This window comes from Pseudomonas fluorescens HK44, assembly GCF_000217955.3.
Taxonomy (GTDB): Bacteria; Pseudomonadota; Gammaproteobacteria; order Pseudomonadales; family Pseudomonadaceae; genus Aquipseudomonas; species Aquipseudomonas fluorescens_AQ.
On the sequence record NZ_AFOY02000017.1, the window covers coordinates 59,144 to 73,953 of the forward strand.

A 14,810-nucleotide genomic window follows, 5' to 3' on the forward strand; every position below is an offset into this window, starting at 1 on the left:
AGAAAATATGCGTTTTTTGCGTCGTGACGATACGGGGTTTCTATCCCTGCGCTCATCGGTAGATAACGGTGGGTGGGTGCTGGTCATGATGCTGGCGATTGTTGTTCGGTTTTATTGCATCAGCCTTCCTTATTTCTGGACCGATGAAGCGTTCTCGGCGTTGGTGGGGGTTCAGTCGCCGGGGCGTATCTGGTTTCACCTGGGGCATGACGTTCATCCGCCGCTGTATTTTTTAGTGCTCCATGCCTGGATGGCGGTTTTTGGTGAGGGGGTGTTTGCGATTCGGGCCCTGAGTGCGCTCGCGGGGGTTGCGACAGTCGCGTTGGGTATGTGGCTGATGCGATTGATCAGCACGCCGAGGGTGGCCTTGCTGGCCGGGTTGTTTCTGGCCTTGTTGCCGATATCCGTTCGCTACAGCCAGGAAGCCCGGATGTACACGCTGGAGGGGGTATGGCTGCTGGGCGCAACCATCGCCTTGGTCTATTGGCTTCAAAGCGCTCGCAACCGATACCTGATGAGCTATCTCGTGCTCATGACGGCTGCGTTATACACCCATTACCTGGCTGTTTTATGTCTGCTGTCGCACTGGTTATACCTCGTTGTCTTGCGTCTTCAGCGAGATCAAACACTTCACTACCTTTCGCGGCCAATGTGGTGGGTCGTGAATGTGGCCATCGTTATTTTTTATATTCCCTGGTTGATCAGTCTGGGCAATGAGCTGTTCTTGAATACGGAGAAGCTGAAGACCGGAGGGGATATTTTCTGGATACCTGAATTGACGGTGTATACGTTGCCTTCAGCGGTCTGGAAGTTTTTAACGGTGAAGAGTGGACTGGAGTTTGCCAGCCCGGTTTATGTACTGCTGCCGGCACTGGTGATGGCATCGGTGGTGTGGGTCGGTCTCAAGGAAAGAAGCCGGTTGAAACTTGAGCTGTTACTGGTTATCTACGTGTTGTTGCCGGTATTGATTGTCTTTGTGGTGTCATTCGGTTTCCCCATCTTTGTTGAACGGTACATGGCATTTGCGGCGCTGGGCTTGCCGATGATTGCGGCGTTGGCAATCAGCCGGCTTGCCCGTAGTACGCGTGCCCTGGCGTGGATATCTGTCCTGTTGATGGTCGGTGTTCAACTCTTGGGACTCAATACAATCTATCAACAACAAGATGATCTGGATGATCCGCGCAACGCATCCCAGTATCCGCTTGACGATATTGTGTCGCGTATCAATGAGAACGCGATCGCAGGCGATAACATTATTGTGGATGGTGCGTACTGGTATTACAGCGTTGCTTACTACAATCGCTCGGACATTCAACCCTGGCTGTTTCAGGCGCCCTGGGATAACAGCACGGCTCACCGACCTAACGGTTATGGCGCGTCCACATTGATTTACCAGGACCGGGATAAAGTCTTTCTCGACAACCTTGTCAGCGTATCGCCCGAGATCAAGCGAGTGTGGTGGGTGACATCGACTCGCCTGGCGGATGAAGAAAACCACTTTCCAGGCAATTGGCAGTGCCTGTTCGCGCAAGGCGTGGGGGACATGGAGCTCCGACTCTATGTAACCCGCGCCTGGGCAGAGCAAACCACCAGCGGCGGCTGTGCTACCCAGCCACCTGATAATCGCGAGTATGCATTACACGACATTGGCCTCAAAACTGTCAGCCCGCGCCATCTGCCACATCCGTGAATAGAACTCGCCGTTCACTTCCCCGGTCAGCAACTCGCCGGGTTTGAGGAACACGTGCAATTGGGAGAACAGTTTGATCTCGGTCGCTGACATGCGCCGTACCAGGTGTTTGGCCGATAGCTGCGACGGGTGTTCGAGGCCTGCCGCGGCGAGCATTTCGGCCAGGGCCTTGAGGGTGCTGCGATGGAAGTTGAACACGCGCTGGGCCTTGTCCGGTACCACCAATGCGCGTTGGCGCAGGGTGTCCTGAGTGGCGACGCCGGTCGGGCACTTGTTGGTGTGGCAACTTTGCGACTGGATGCAGCCGATGGCAAACATGAAACCGCGGGCCGAGTTGGCCCAGTCGGCGCCAATCGCCAGGACGCTGGCGATGTCGAAGGCGCTGACGATTTTGCCGCTGGCGCCGAGTTTGATCTTGTCCCGCAGGTTCAGGCCCACCAGGGTGTTATGCACGAACAGCAGGCCTTCACGCATCGGCACGCCGATGTGGTCGGTGAACTCCACCGGCGCAGCGCCTGTACCGCCTTCCTTGCCGTCGACCACGATAAAGTCCGGCAGGATGCCGGTTTCCAGCATGGCCTTGGCAATGCCCATGAATTCCCAAGGGTGGCCGAGGCAGAACTTGAAGCCTACCGGTTTGCCGCCTGACAGCTCACGCAGTTGCTTGATGAAGTGCATCATTTCGATCGGCGTGGAAAATGCGCTGTGGCGGGACGGCGACACACAGTCCTGGCCCATCGGAACGCCGCGAGTGTCGGCGATTTCCTGGGTCACTTTATGCTTGGGCAGGATGCCGCCGTGACCAGGCTTGGCGCCCTGGCTCATTTTGATTTCGATCATCCGTACCTGCGGGTCCTGAGCCTGGGCGGCAAAGCGTTCGGGGTCGAAGCGTCCGTCGGCGGTGCGGCAGCCGAAGTAGCCGCTGCCCAGTTCCCAGGTCAGGTCGCCACCGTGTTCGCGGTGGTAGGGGCTGATGCTGCCTTCGCCGGTGTCATGGGCGAAGTTACCGAGTTTGGCGCCCTGGTTGAGGGCGCGAATCGCGTTGGCGCTCAGCGAGCCGAAGCTCATGGCCGAGATGTTGAAGACTGAGGCCGAGTACGGTTTTGTACATTGCGGGCCACCAACGGCCACCCGGAAATTGCTCGGATCACTCACGGGCGCCGGGCGCATCGAATGGCCGATGAACTCGAAACCCGACTGGTACACGTCGATCAGCGTACCAAAGGGTTTGTCGGCACTTTCGTTCTTTGCTCGCGAATAGACCAACGAACGCTGGGCCCGGGAGAAGGGCAGGGCGTCGCTGTCGGATTCGAGCAGGTATTGGCGGATTTCCGGGCGAATACCTTCGACCAGATAACGGATATTGCCCAGAATCGGGTAGTTGCGGCGTACCGCGTGGGGGCTTTGCAGCAGGTCGAAAATACCCAGCAGGCTCAGCAGGCCGGTGACGATGGAGATTGGCCAGAGCCAGTCGTATTCAAGAAACGGCAGGCTGGCGAAGGTGAAAATCACACAGACGGCAAAGAAGGCGTAGCGGCTCAGGAGTGACAGGCTCATACGGTTTCCTTGGGTTCGGACTCATCAGGTTCCGTCAGGCATTTTGTGCCTGGAGAAAGATAGAGAACAGTTCGGACTGGGATTTGATCCCCAGCTTGCTGTAAATGTGTTTCTTATGGACTTTCACGGTTTCGGCAGAGATTTCCAGCTTACGAGCGATTTCCTTGCTGGAGCAACCGCTGAGCATCCAGCGACCGACGTCCAGCTCTCGGGCTGTCAGTTGTGCGCCCTTGAGCTGTTTCACCGAAGCTTCGAGGCGGATGCGCCAGTCGCTGTGTTGGGCCGGTTGTGCAGGCGTCAGTGTTTCATTGATCTCAAACGGCAGGCGCTGACGCAGCAGGCTCGACACCCATGGCTGGATCAGTGACAGCAGGGCTATTTGTTCGCTGCTGAACCGCTGCTTGCTACCCAGCGAAAGGCACAGCGTACGGACGCCCTCAAGTTGGCAATTGAACTGGATTTCGTCGGCCACCACATTCAGACGAAAGTAGCGCTGGTAATACTCGGTCAGTTCGAAATGCTCCGGCGCCACTTCGGACAGGCGATAGAGACCGGTGCGCGATTGTTCGCGGCAGGCGATGTAGAAGGGGTCCAGCAGGAACAACCCCATGAGGTAGTCCTGAAACAGCGGGTCCGGGCTGCCGTCCTCGCTCGGGCTTTCGGCGAATACCTGCGGGTGTTGATCGTCATTGAAAAGCAGCGCCACCCAGCTGTCGAAGGTCACGTACTGATTCAGCAGGCGCAGCAGTTGCGCCCAGAAATTGGGTTTGTCCAAGGCGTCAATCAACTGCCCGACCGAGCGGTGCCAGGCGATGTCTTCCAGCGAGAGTTTCATTCGTCGATCCCTATCGGCCAATTGCTGCCGTGCATACTGGCGTACAGAGACTGGTCGGGCAATTGTCGAAAGATCGTCCGAGCGCGGCCGGACGATCTTTCAGGTGACGAGGTTTGACTGGCGGATTGGCAGTTCGATCCGAAAGGTGGTGCCCACCCCGACTTCGCTGCACACGGTAATGTCGCCACGATGCTTTTTCACAATGCCATAGGACAATGACAGGCCTAATCCGGTCCCCTGGCCCACCGGTTTGGTGGTGAAGAAGGGATCAAAGATTTTCAGCAGGCATTCGGGCGCGATGCCTGAGCCAGTGTCCGCCACCTCAATCCAGACTTTTTCCCCGGCAACCCCATTACTCAGGGTAATGGTCCCGCGTTCGGGGCCCATGGCCTGGGCGGCGTTGACGATCAGGTTCATGATCACCTGATTGATCTGCGAGGGCAGGCACTCGATCTCGGGAAGCGTCTGATAGTGCTTGATTACATCGGCCTTGTACTTGAGTTCGTTGGCGACAATGTTCAGCGTCGAATCAATACCCGTTTGCAGATTGACCGACTGCCACTCCTGGCTGGTATCTGCGCGTGAGAAGTCCTTCAGGTCCCTGACGATTTGCCCGACCCGGTTGATACCGTCCTTGGACTCCTTGATCAGCAGCGGAATGTCTTCACGCAGGAAGTCCAGCTCCACTGCTTTACGCAACGTTTGGAGCCGTTCGAGAAGCTCAAAGGAGCCAATGGCTTCTTCGGCCCCCTGATAGGCGTCGAGCATGCTCTGCAACTGCTTGAAGTAACCCTCCAGGGCGCCGAGGTTCGAAGAAATAAAGCCGATGGGGTTGTTGATTTCATGAGCGACACCCGCCGCCAGTTGCCCCAGTGACGCGAGTTTTTCCGACTGTATCAACTGGCTTTCGAGTTGTTTGCGCTCGTCGATCTCCTGTTGCAGTTCGACGCTCGCTTGCTGGAACTGCCGAGTCCGTCGTTCGACCAGGTGCCCCAACTGATCCAGTTGCACGCTGGCGCGTTCGGTCATGTCCCATTTACTGGTCAGGGTATTGGCCATCTGCTGGACTTCGATGTTGTCGAAGGGTTTTTTCAGGATCAGCAGCCGATCGTGGGCCTGCAAGCGATTGAACAGGTCATCCCAGGAGTAGTCGGAATAGGCCGTACAGACCACCACCTGCAAACGCGGATCGGCTTGCCATAAATGCTCGATGGTTTCGGCGCCATCCCAGCCCTGGGGCATGCGCATGTCGACGAACGCCAGTGCATAGGGGCGATTATCGTGCCGGGCCTGGACCAGTTTGCTCAAGCCTTCCTGGCCAGCATAGGCCGAGTCCAGCTCGAAGCGGGTGCTCGTCGTTTTGATTTGCGTGCCGAACAGCGCCGACTCCATCTCTTCCAGTTCGCCGTGTTGCGGCAGCTCAGGTGTCAGGATCTTGCGAAAGTCGTCATGGATCGACGGTGTGTCGTCAATCAGCAGGATGCGTCGATTCGATGACTCGCTCATGTTTCACCTTCGGCGATTTTCAAGGGGATTTTCAAGGTGAACAGTGCACCTTTTCCCGGACCGTCGCTGTGGGCTGTCAGGTGGCCATTCATCTCGATGGCCGCGAGGGCGCAACTGTGCAAACCAAAACCGTGACCTTCCTTGCGCGTGGTAAAACCGTGGGCAAAGATCCGGGTCATGTTTTCGGCCGAGATGCCTTCGCCTTCGTCCTTGACGCTGACCTGCAGCGTGGCGTCGTCGACCACCTTGACCCCCAGGGTCATTTCCCGGGGGCGGTCGCTGAGGTCGGACATGGCGTATTTGGCGTTGCTGATCAGGTTGATCAGGATCAGCAGCATCCGGTGTTTATCGCCCATGACCGTGGGCACTTCGGCGTAGTCCTTGACCACGGTGACGTGGTGGCGGGTCAGGGCGCCCGAGTTCATGCGCAGGGCGTCTTCGAGCAGTTCGCTGACTTGCAGCGGCTCCATCAGGCTGTTGGCCCCGGCGTAGGACTGCTGGGTGGCAACGATGTCCTTGATGTGGTCAACGCTTTTGCTCAATTGCGCCAGTTCGTCGCTAATGCCTTGCTGCTCAAGGGCAATGGCTTCCACCAGTTGATTCAGGTAACCGGGCAGCAATTTGCCTTTTTCGTCTTCGGTGATGAAGTGGCCGAGATCACCGTGATGCTCGTTGATCAGCTGCATCGCCTTGCCCAGCCCCAGCGCCTTGCTGTTGCGCAGTTTGCGGGTGACCAGGTCGGCGGAGATATTCACGCTGTTGAGCACATTGCCGACGTTGTGCAGCACGTTGGTGGCGATCTCGGCCATCCCGGCCTGGCGTGCGGTGTCCAGCAGTTCGCTTTGAGTGTCCTTGAGTTCACGGGTGCGCTCTTCGACCCGTTGTTCCAGGCTTTCATTGGCCGCGTGCAGGTCCCTGTTGACGCGGTTGATTTCCGCAAAACTGCGTAGGAGCCGGAGGGTCAAATACAGCAACAGCAGAACCAGCAGCGCTGAAAACACCAGCATGTACAGGTGGTATCGCTGCTCGTTGGTGTCGATCAGTTGCTCGTCTTTATTGAACAGGTCGGTGATATCGTCCAGGCGCGCAGCCAGCGGTAGCGCTTCGATCCGCGTCAGGAGGCTGTTGACGATCGGTTGTTCGCGCAGGATCAACGCGATGTGGTTGCTCAGAATATCTATCGGCTCATGAAGCTCTTCGGGCAGGCGCGGTTTGTTCACCGCCATTTTGTTCTGGCCTAGCAGAATGTCGGCGGCCCTGTCGTCAGTGGTGACCTGGGCGAACTCCAGGCTGCTGAGCAACAGGTCGTAGGTGTCGGTAGCGATGTTCTGCAGTTGCAGTTTGTCGTAGTCCGGGAGGTGGGTGAGCTGGTTCTGGATGTCGTCTTCGGCGGTCGGCAAGAAGGCCAGGGAGTTGCGCAATACCGCATTGTGGGACTTGAACTGCTCTACCAGGCGGGTCTTTTCCTTGAGCAAGGTGAGGTAGGCGTCATATCGGGCCTGCCAGATTGCTGAGTCTGTGCGTTCGTGGCCGGGTTCGATCGCCTCGAATTGTTGCCACAGGCGAGTCATTTCGGTCAGGGGGGCGACCAGCGGATCGTAGTTGTGGCTGATGGCGATCCTGGCCTTGAAGATCTCGGTTTCCCATTGAGCGTTGAGTTGTTTCATCCGGCCGATCAGGTCTCGAGCGTCGGAATAGCTTGAGGCCTGGTCGGTGCTGGCCTTGATGTAGAGGAACACCAGCGTGGAGGCGAGCAACAAGGTGATGCCAGTGAGCAACAGCAGACTGAGTCGACGGGACACTTTCATAAGGGTTTGCCTCCCCACTCGCCGGTCAGGGTCTTGAGGAATTTGATGATCAGGGCCTTGTCTTTTTCGGAAGGGACGCGTCCCAGCTGGAACTTGAACATCACATCAACGGCTTCTTCGAGGGTTTTTGCCGTGCCGTCATGAAAGTACGGCGCGGTCACCGCGACGTTGCGCAGGCTGGGGACCTTGAACACGTTGCGGTCTTCCTCGTCCTTGCTCACCAGGTAACGGCCCAGGTCCGATTCGGTCAGATTGCCCCTCATCTGGAAGTAATCGCCCATCACCCCGAACTTCTGGAACATGTTGCCGCCGATGTTTACCCCTTGATGGCAAGCGATGCAGCCGTAGTCCTTGAAGCGTTGGTAACCGTATTTTTCATCGAGGCTGAGAATGTCGGTGTTGCCCAGCAGGTACTGGTCGAAACGCGAATTGGCGCTGAGCAAAGTGCGCTCGTAGGTGGCCAGGGCATTTTGCACATTGGCCGCCGTAACCCCATTGGGGTAAGCGTTGCCAAACGCCGAACGGTAGGCCGGGTCAGTGGACAGCATTTGCACCACGTGTTCCCAGTTGCTGCCCATTTCAGTGGGACTTTCCACCACTGCGTGGACCTGTTCTTCCAGGGTCGCGGCGCGACCGTTCCAGAACTGCCTGAAGTTCAGGCTGGCATTCAACACGCTGGGGGTATTGACGGTCAGCGGCTGGCCGTTGAAACCGATGGAAAATTTCTTGTCATCGGCGCCGCCCTTTTCCAGGTGATGGCAACTGGCACAGGACAGGCTGTTGTTGACCGACAACCGCGTTTCGTTGAACAGCTGACGACCCAGTTCGAGACGTTGAGGGTCTTGCGCAGGTGCCGGTGGCAACGGTTTGAGGGGTTCGTCCAAAGGCTCGGCACTCGCCGTCAGGCCGAGTCCGAGCATCAGTGTGGTGAGCAGCGTGAATCCATAGGGCGACATCTGATAATTCCTTTGCCGGGTGCCTGCACTGTTGGGGCGTCGGTCTACGTGCGCGGTGGTGCCTGTTGCCTGTCGGTGAGCAACTGTACGAATTCCTGGGGGAGCACGGCTTTGCTGAAGAGGTAACCCTGGCCTTCCTCACACTGAAGGGCCTTGAGAAAGTCGAGCTGCTCCAGGGTTTCCACGCCTTCGGCGATGATATTGAGGTTGAGGCTCTTGCCCAGGCTGATGATGGCGCTGACCAGCGCAGCGTCGTTGTTGTCGGTGCTCAGCCCGCGAACGAATGACTGGTCGATTTTCAGTACATCGATCGGGAACCGTCGCAGGTAGCTCAGGCTGGAGTAACCGGTGCCGAAGTCATCGATTGCCAGGCGCACGCCCAATGACTTGATGGCGTGCAGGGTTTGCACGGTGGCCTCGACGTTCTGCATCAGCACGCTTTCAGTGATTTCGAGCTCCAGCAGCGTTGGGTCGAAGCTGGTCAGTTCGAGGATCTGTACGATACCGTCGACAAAATCGCGCTGACGGAAGTCGATGGCCGAAACGTTGACGGACATGCTGATCGCTGGCAATCCGGCCAGTTGCCAGGCACGGGCCTGTTGGCAGGCCTGGGTCAATACCCATTTGCTCAGGGGAACGATCAGCCCACTGTCCTCGGCCACTCCGATGAAATCCGTTGGGTACACCCACCCGTGACCGGGTTTCAGCCAGCGAACCAAGGCTTCTGCACCAACCACTTTGCCGGAACGCAAATCAAGTTTGGGTTGGTAATGCAGGACGAACTCGTCGCGCTCCAGTGCCAGGCGCAGGCCGGATTCGATGCTTTGCTGCTCACGGGCGCGCTGATTCATGTCGTCGATGAAAAAGCTGAAGTCGTTAAGGCCTCTCTCCTTGACGTTGTGCATCGCGGTTTCGGCTTTCTTGATCAGCGGCACGGCATCCAGGCCGTCGTTCGGGTAGATGCTGATACCCAGGCTGGCGGTCACGCTCAGGTTATGGCCGGCAATGTGCTGTTGGGTGTTGACGGCTTTCAGCAGCTTTTCGGCGATGCCTTTGGTTTGCTGGGGATGTTGGATGTCCGCGAGGATCACCACGAACTCGTCGGAACCGTAGCGAAACACCGAATCGGATTCACGCACCGTGGACACGAGGCTCTGGCCGACCCGTTTGAGCATTTCGTCGCCAACCGGATGCCCCAGTGCGTTGTTGATACGCTTGAAGCGGTCCAACCCCAGAAATATCACCGCCAGTTGTTTGTCGTGCCGCCGTGAAAGGGCCAGGGACTGAGTCAGTCGATCACCCAACAAAGTGCTGTTGGGCAGGCCGGTGAGTACATCGTATTGCAACAGATGGGAGACTTTGAGCAGCTCCTGAACGCGGTCTTCGATGGTTCGCTCCAGGCTGAGCATTTTTATCGCGGCGTCCTGGGCCATCTGCCATTTCCAGGTCAGGGCGCTGGCCATCTGGCGGATTTCCAGGCTGTCGAAAGGCTTTTTCAGCACCAGCAACTGGTCGCCGAACGCCAGGCGTTCGGCCATCGCTTCCCAGGTGTAGTCAGAGAAGGCGGTGCACAAAGCGATTTGCAGGTGTGGGTCGACCTCCCAGAGTCGCTCGATGGTCTCCAGACCGTCCCAACCCGGTGGCATGCGCATGTCGGTAAACGCCAGGGCATAGGGCCTGCCTTCGGCCTGGGCACGTTTGACCAGTTCCAGTGCTTCTTCTCCCTGGTAGGCCGAGTCGAGGAGAAACGTCGGGCGAGCGCGTTGTTCAGTACCGAATAACAGCTCTTCGGTGCCGGCCAGCGACTGCTCGTCCGGCACATCGGGGCTGAGAATCTTGCGAAAGTCCTGATGGATCGAAGGCATGTCATCGATGATCAGGATGCGCCGGTTGGTGGGGGCGAGCGATGGTTTCATCCCCGGTCCTCCGGTGGATAGGGTGAGTCTTCGAGCCGCGGGTTCGTTGCGCCGGGGAAGGTCGGTGGCACGATGCTGCCGGCCATCAGCAACGCCGCTGCCTGCTGGCTGCTGACGGCTTTGCTGAAGTAATAGCCCTGGGCGTTCATTGGCGAGCCGGTGGAGATCAGCGAGCTGCGCTGTTCCTGGGTCTCGACGCCCTCGGCAATAATGCCGATGCCCACTTCGCGGGCAAAATTGATGATCGCGCGCAGGGTTGTGGCGCTGGCGGGATCGCGGGTCGCGGTGTCGATGAAAGCCTGGGCAAGTTTGAGGTGATTGACCCGATAGGTCTTGAGGTAGTCGAACGAGGAGTACTCGGTGCCGAAGTCATCGATGGCTATTTTCACCCCTAGCTCACGTAAGCGGGGCAGCACATCGTTATGGGTCCACTTGGTTTGTGCCAGCGTCGCTTCGGTAACGTCGAAGCGCAGGTCCCAGGGGCAGAGGTTCCACAGGGCTGTGGTGCGCAGCACGTCGTAGATCAGGTCAGGACCGCTCTTGAGCTGGGCCAGCGAAAGCTTGATCGCAATCACCGGGGGCGCCATGCCTTCGTCGCGCCACTGACGCATTTGCTGGCAAGCGCGATCCAGCAACCAGTGCCCAAGCGCGATGATCACGCCGGTTTTTTCCGCTGCGGGAAGAAACATCTCGGGCTCCAGCATTCCTCGTTCTGGATGACTCCAGCGAACCTGGGCTTCCATGCCGAGGATCTTCCCGGTGCTCAGGTCGACTTCGGGCAAGTAATGCAGTTCAAGCTGGTTTTGCTCGATGGCTTGTTTCAAATCCTTGGCAATCGACACCCGGTCGAGTACTTCCTGATTGATTTCCTTGGAGTGGAAGTGGTACTGGTTGCGGCCTTTTTCCTTGGAGCGGTACAGCGCCATGTCGGCTTGAGCCAACAGACTCTCGGCACTCAAGCTGGTACTGGAGTAAGTGCTGATGCCAATGCTGACCGAAACCCGCACGTTGTTGCCGTCGAGTGTGTAGGGCCGCACCAGCTCATCGCGGACCTTGCCCGCCAGGGCCGCCGACTGTGTCGGGTCGCCGGCGTCGAGCTGCACGATGACAAACTCGTCACCACCAAGACGCGCCACAATGTCGTTTTCGCGGACACAGGCCTTGATGCGTCGGGCAACGTCCTGCAACAGCAAATCCCCGATGGGATGGCCAAGGGTGTCGTTGATGCGTTTGAAATGATCGAGGTCCAGGTAAAACACGGCGAATGTTGCCGCCCCCCGACGCGCGGCAGCGAATGCCTGGTGCAGACGTTCGAGAAGCGTCGCGCGGTTGGCCAGCCCGGTCAGCCCGTCGGTACGTGCCAACAGGGCGATTTTCTCTTCGGCCAGCTTGCGTTCAGTGATGTCGATGATGATGCCTTCGACCTCCAGCAGGCGTCCGTCCTGGTTACGCACCGGCACGTAGCGGTTTTCGACCCAGCGCCAGTCGCCGGTGCCGGTGCGCAGACGAAACTCGATGGATGCCCCGGCAGCGTCCCTGCCAAGTATCCGCGCCATGGCGTTGTCGACCTTGCCCTGGTCCTCGGGATGAATCAGCTCCTGAGCCCAGTTTGCGGAGGCCACCAATTGCGCTGCCACGTGACCGAATTTGGTGATGTTGTGGGAGATGTACATCAAGGGGAACGAGGGTTCGCCGCGCAGCCGGTACAAAATGGTCGGGCTGTTCTGCACGATGATATTGGCGTCGGACAGCTCGCGGGTTCGCTCTTCGACCGCCTGCTCCAGCAGGTTCATTTTTAATGCGGCTTCTTCGGTCATTTGCCATTTGACGGTCAGGGTGCTGGCCATCTGCCGGATTTCAATGGCATCGAAGGGTTTTTTCAGGATCAGCAGGCGATCGCCGAGTTCCAGCCGTTCGGCGATATCGTCCCAGGAATAGTCGGAATACGCGGTACACAACGCGACTTGCAGCTTTGGATCGACCTGCCAGAGCCGTTCGATGGTTTCCAGACCGTCCCAGCCGGGCGGCATGCGCATGTCGATAAAGGCCATCGCATACGGAAGGTCCTTGGCCAGAGCGGCTTCGACCTTGGCCAGGGCTTCCCGGCCCTGAAAGGCGCTGTCGAGTACAAACCCCGGGTCCGAAGCCACGACTTGCGTGCCGAACAGGGCCTCTTCGGCGCTGCTCAGCGCATCATCGTCGAGCGCGTGGGGGCTGAGGATCTTGGCAAAGTCCTGATGGATAGAGTCGGTGTCGTCGACGATCAGGATCCGCCGGTTTTTCTGCGCAAACGGTGTCTTCATTGCAATGCACCGTTGCAAATGAGCCCTCGCAGCGTTGTGTTCATACGGCATCCCTTCCTGATCGCAGTGTGCTATGGGCGCGGATATTGGATCCAGGTGCCCAGAGCATAGTCTGCGACTGTCGAGTTCGCCGCCTGCTGTGTGGCAAATCTATTGCGAACTGTGCTGAAAAACCGTCTAGCCTGTAGTTCAGGCCCATGGAGGAAGGGGAATTCCCTTGGGTGCTCACAATACGACTGGCCTGTTTCAGCTGAGGTAATGCCATGGATGAGCTGCTTAAACCCCGAGTGTTACTGGTTGATGACGAAGAATCGATCCTCAATAGCCTGCGCCGGCTGTTGCGCGGTCAACCCTATGAAGTGCTGCTGGCCGCAAGCGGCGCCCAGGCGCTGGAGATCATGGCGCAGCAACCGGTTGATCTGGTGATGACCGACGCACGCATGCCCAACATGGACGGTGCGACCCTGCTGACGCACATCCACGAGCGCTATCCCGATACCGTGCGCATCCTGCTGACCGGGTATGCCGACCTGTCGATGATCATCAAGGCGATCAACGAGGGGCAGATTCACCGTTACATCAGCAAACCCTGGAACGACGAGGAAATGCTGCTGACGTTGCGTCAGTCGCTGGCGTATCAACGCTCCGAGCGCGAGCGGCTGCGTCTGGTGCAGTTGACGTGGGATCAGAACGAGGAGTTGAAGCGGCTCAACGTGTCCCTGGAAAAACGTGTGGCAGCGCGTACCGCGGAGCTGCAGCAGACCGCCGACATGCTCGATCTGGCCTTTGAAGAACTCAAGCACAGCTATGTTACCGGCACCGAAGTGTTTTCGCTGCTGGCCAATCTGCGTCTGCCACCGGCCAAGCAAACCAACCGGCAAATCATCGATCTGGTGCGTATCTACTGCCAGACCCATGGGCTGGATGAGGCCAGCAGCCGAGACCTGACCATGGCGGCGGCGCTTTACAACATCGGCAAGCTGAGCTGGACCGACAGCATGATGACGGCCCCTTCGGACCTGTTGCATCACGCCGAACGGGAGTTGTATCGCGGATATCCGAAACAGAGCGAGTCGCTGTTGATGACGCTTGAGCCTATGAAGGATGCCGCACGCCTGATCCTGCACCATCAGGAACGCTGGGACGGCAGCGGGTTTCCCGATCGCCTCAAGGGGGAGGCAATCCCTTTGGGTTCGCGCCTGCTGAAGCTGGCCGTGGACTTTATCGAATTACAGCGCGGGCTGATTCTTGAGCGAAACATGAACAGCGATGAAGCGCTGCTGTTCATCCGCAAATACACCGGGCGTCTCTACGACCCGGAATTGGTGGAGGACTTCGTTCAGGTCTGCGCTACGTACCAGCGTGATATCACCCTCGGCGATCCGACGGTCAAGGTGCTGAGCACCCGCGATCTGGCGGCCGGGATGGTGCTGGCGCGCAACCTCAATGCCGACAACGGCATGCTGCTGCTCAATGCCGGCAAGGTGCTCAATGGCCCGCTGGTGGAAAAACTCATCGCTTTCGAAGCCATGGAGGGCGCCAGGTACAGTGTATTTGTCCATGTGCCCGAGGAACCTGAAACAGCTATCTCCGCGTAGGCGCTGGCGAAGCCTGCGATCTTTTGATCTGTGTAATGAAAAGATCGCAGCCGGCGGCAGCTCCTTGCGCGGCGCTGGTTTTTTCGAGGTGACGCAGAACCTGCACTCATGTGATCCTTGGCTCTTTTGTCCAAGGCCATCGTTGATCCATGACGCTTTCATCCCCTGTTTCACCGCGCATTATCCACATTGCCGCTGCCTTGCTGATCGGCCCGGACGGCCGAACCCTGCTGGTACGCAAGCGCGGGACCCAGGCCTTCATGCAGCCGGGCGGCAAGGTCGAGGCCTGTGAGCAACCGGTCGATGCGCTGGCCCGCGAGCTGGAAGAAGAACTGGGTTTGGTCATCGACACCACTCAAGCGAGCTATCTGGGCAAATTTTCTGCGCCCGCCGCCAATGAACCGGGGTGTGTGGTCGACGCCGAGATTTTTCAGCTGGATATCCAGCAACAGGTCACCCCGGCAGCAGAGATCGAAGAAGTGTTGTGGGTTGATCCGCACAATGTCGTTGATCTCATCCTGGCGCCATTGACACGGGACCTGATCCTGCCGTTTTATCGAACCTCCCTGACGGCTCCGGCCTGACTGCTCAATGACAAGGACTGCGTCATGATTCCAACCCACGATCTGTTGATTTTTGCG

General features: G+C 58.2%; 10 protein-coding genes. 3 read left to right on the forward strand and 7 right to left on the reverse strand.

All coding sequences use genetic code 11. From position 1 onward, the window contains the following. Positions 1–7 precede the first annotated feature (7 nt). Positions 8–1,690, forward strand: a complete 1,683-nt coding sequence (locus HK44_RS21030; RefSeq protein ID WP_019693403.1) for a glycosyltransferase family 39 protein — start codon at positions 8–10, stop codon at positions 1,688–1,690. Here HK44_RS21030 and HK44_RS21035 read toward each other — a convergent pair. The 7 genes from HK44_RS21035 to HK44_RS21065 form a co-directional block, all read right to left on the reverse strand. Continuing rightward, a complete protein-coding gene (locus tag HK44_RS21035; RefSeq protein ID WP_019693402.1) occupies positions 1,637–3,247 on the reverse strand; it encodes an FMN-binding glutamate synthase family protein in 1,611 nt (536 codons plus the stop codon). The genes HK44_RS21030 and HK44_RS21035 overlap by 54 nt on opposite strands. 34 nt (positions 3,248–3,281) lie before the next feature. Next, positions 3,282–4,082 (reverse strand): helix-turn-helix transcriptional regulator, encoded by an 801-nt coding sequence (locus HK44_RS21040; protein WP_019693401.1) that lies wholly within the window; start codon positions 4,080–4,082, stop codon positions 3,282–3,284. A 99-nt stretch (positions 4,083–4,181) separates the two neighbouring features. Beyond that, complete coding sequence (locus HK44_RS21045; protein ID WP_019693400.1) at positions 4,182–5,588, reverse strand: ATP-binding protein; 1,407 nt, start codon at positions 5,586–5,588, stop codon at positions 4,182–4,184. Then, positions 5,585–7,396, reverse strand: a complete 1,812-nt coding sequence (locus HK44_RS21050) for a DAHL domain-containing protein (protein ID WP_019693399.1) — start codon at positions 7,394–7,396, stop codon at positions 5,585–5,587. The genes HK44_RS21045 and HK44_RS21050 overlap by 4 nt, the downstream gene beginning before the upstream one ends. Then, positions 7,393–8,352, reverse strand: a complete 960-nt coding sequence (locus HK44_RS21055; protein ID WP_019693398.1) for a cytochrome-c peroxidase — start codon at positions 8,350–8,352, stop codon at positions 7,393–7,395. The genes HK44_RS21050 and HK44_RS21055 overlap by 4 nt, the downstream gene beginning before the upstream one ends. A gap of 44 nt (positions 8,353–8,396) precedes the next feature. After that, positions 8,397–10,268, reverse strand: a complete 1,872-nt coding sequence (locus HK44_RS21060) for a putative bifunctional diguanylate cyclase/phosphodiesterase (RefSeq protein ID WP_019693397.1) — start codon at positions 10,266–10,268, stop codon at positions 8,397–8,399. Next, positions 10,265–12,571, reverse strand: coding sequence for an EAL domain-containing protein (locus HK44_RS21065; protein ID WP_019693396.1), 2,307 nt, complete (start codon positions 12,569–12,571; stop codon positions 10,265–10,267). Before HK44_RS21065 ends, HK44_RS21060 begins: the two co-directional genes overlap by 4 nt. Before the next feature lie 263 nt (positions 12,572–12,834). Here HK44_RS21065 and HK44_RS21070 point away from each other — a divergent pair, with 263 nt between their 5' ends. Continuing rightward, positions 12,835–14,169, forward strand: a complete 1,335-nt coding sequence (locus HK44_RS21070) for an HD domain-containing phosphohydrolase (protein WP_019693395.1) — start codon at positions 12,835–12,837, stop codon at positions 14,167–14,169. Between the two features lie 149 nt (positions 14,170–14,318). Continuing rightward, the gene (locus tag HK44_RS21075; RefSeq protein ID WP_019693394.1) at positions 14,319–14,753 is read left to right on the forward strand and encodes an NUDIX hydrolase; all 435 of its coding nucleotides are present in this window, start codon (positions 14,319–14,321) and stop codon (positions 14,751–14,753) included. The last annotated feature ends 57 nt before the right edge of the window (positions 14,754–14,810 follow it).

What these genes read in the sequence shown, in the direction of transcription:
- HK44_RS21030 (WP_019693403.1), top strand. Translation starts at nt 8, where the DNA reads ATGCGTTTTTTGCGTCGTGACGATACGGGGTTTCTATCCCTGCGCTCA.
- HK44_RS21035 (WP_019693402.1), bottom strand. Translation starts at nt 3,247, where the DNA reads ATGAGCCTGTCACTCCTGAGCCGCTACGCCTTCTTTGCCGTCTGTGTG.
- HK44_RS21040 (WP_019693401.1), bottom strand. Translation starts at nt 4,082, where the DNA reads ATGAAACTCTCGCTGGAAGACATCGCCTGGCACCGCTCGGTCGGGCAG.
- HK44_RS21045 (WP_019693400.1), bottom strand. Translation starts at nt 5,588, where the DNA reads ATGAGCGAGTCATCGAATCGACGCATCCTGCTGATTGACGACACACCG.
- HK44_RS21050 (WP_019693399.1), bottom strand. Translation starts at nt 7,396, where the DNA reads ATGAAAGTGTCCCGTCGACTCAGTCTGCTGTTGCTCACTGGCATCACC.
- HK44_RS21055 (WP_019693398.1), bottom strand. Translation starts at nt 8,352, where the DNA reads ATGTCGCCCTATGGATTCACGCTGCTCACCACACTGATGCTCGGACTC.
- HK44_RS21060 (WP_019693397.1), bottom strand. Translation starts at nt 10,268, where the DNA reads ATGAAACCATCGCTCGCCCCCACCAACCGGCGCATCCTGATCATCGAT.
- HK44_RS21065 (WP_019693396.1), bottom strand. Translation starts at nt 12,571, where the DNA reads ATGAAGACACCGTTTGCGCAGAAAAACCGGCGGATCCTGATCGTCGAC.
- HK44_RS21070 (WP_019693395.1), top strand. Translation starts at nt 12,835, where the DNA reads ATGGATGAGCTGCTTAAACCCCGAGTGTTACTGGTTGATGACGAAGAA.
- HK44_RS21075 (WP_019693394.1), top strand. Translation starts at nt 14,319, where the DNA reads ATGACGCTTTCATCCCCTGTTTCACCGCGCATTATCCACATTGCCGCT.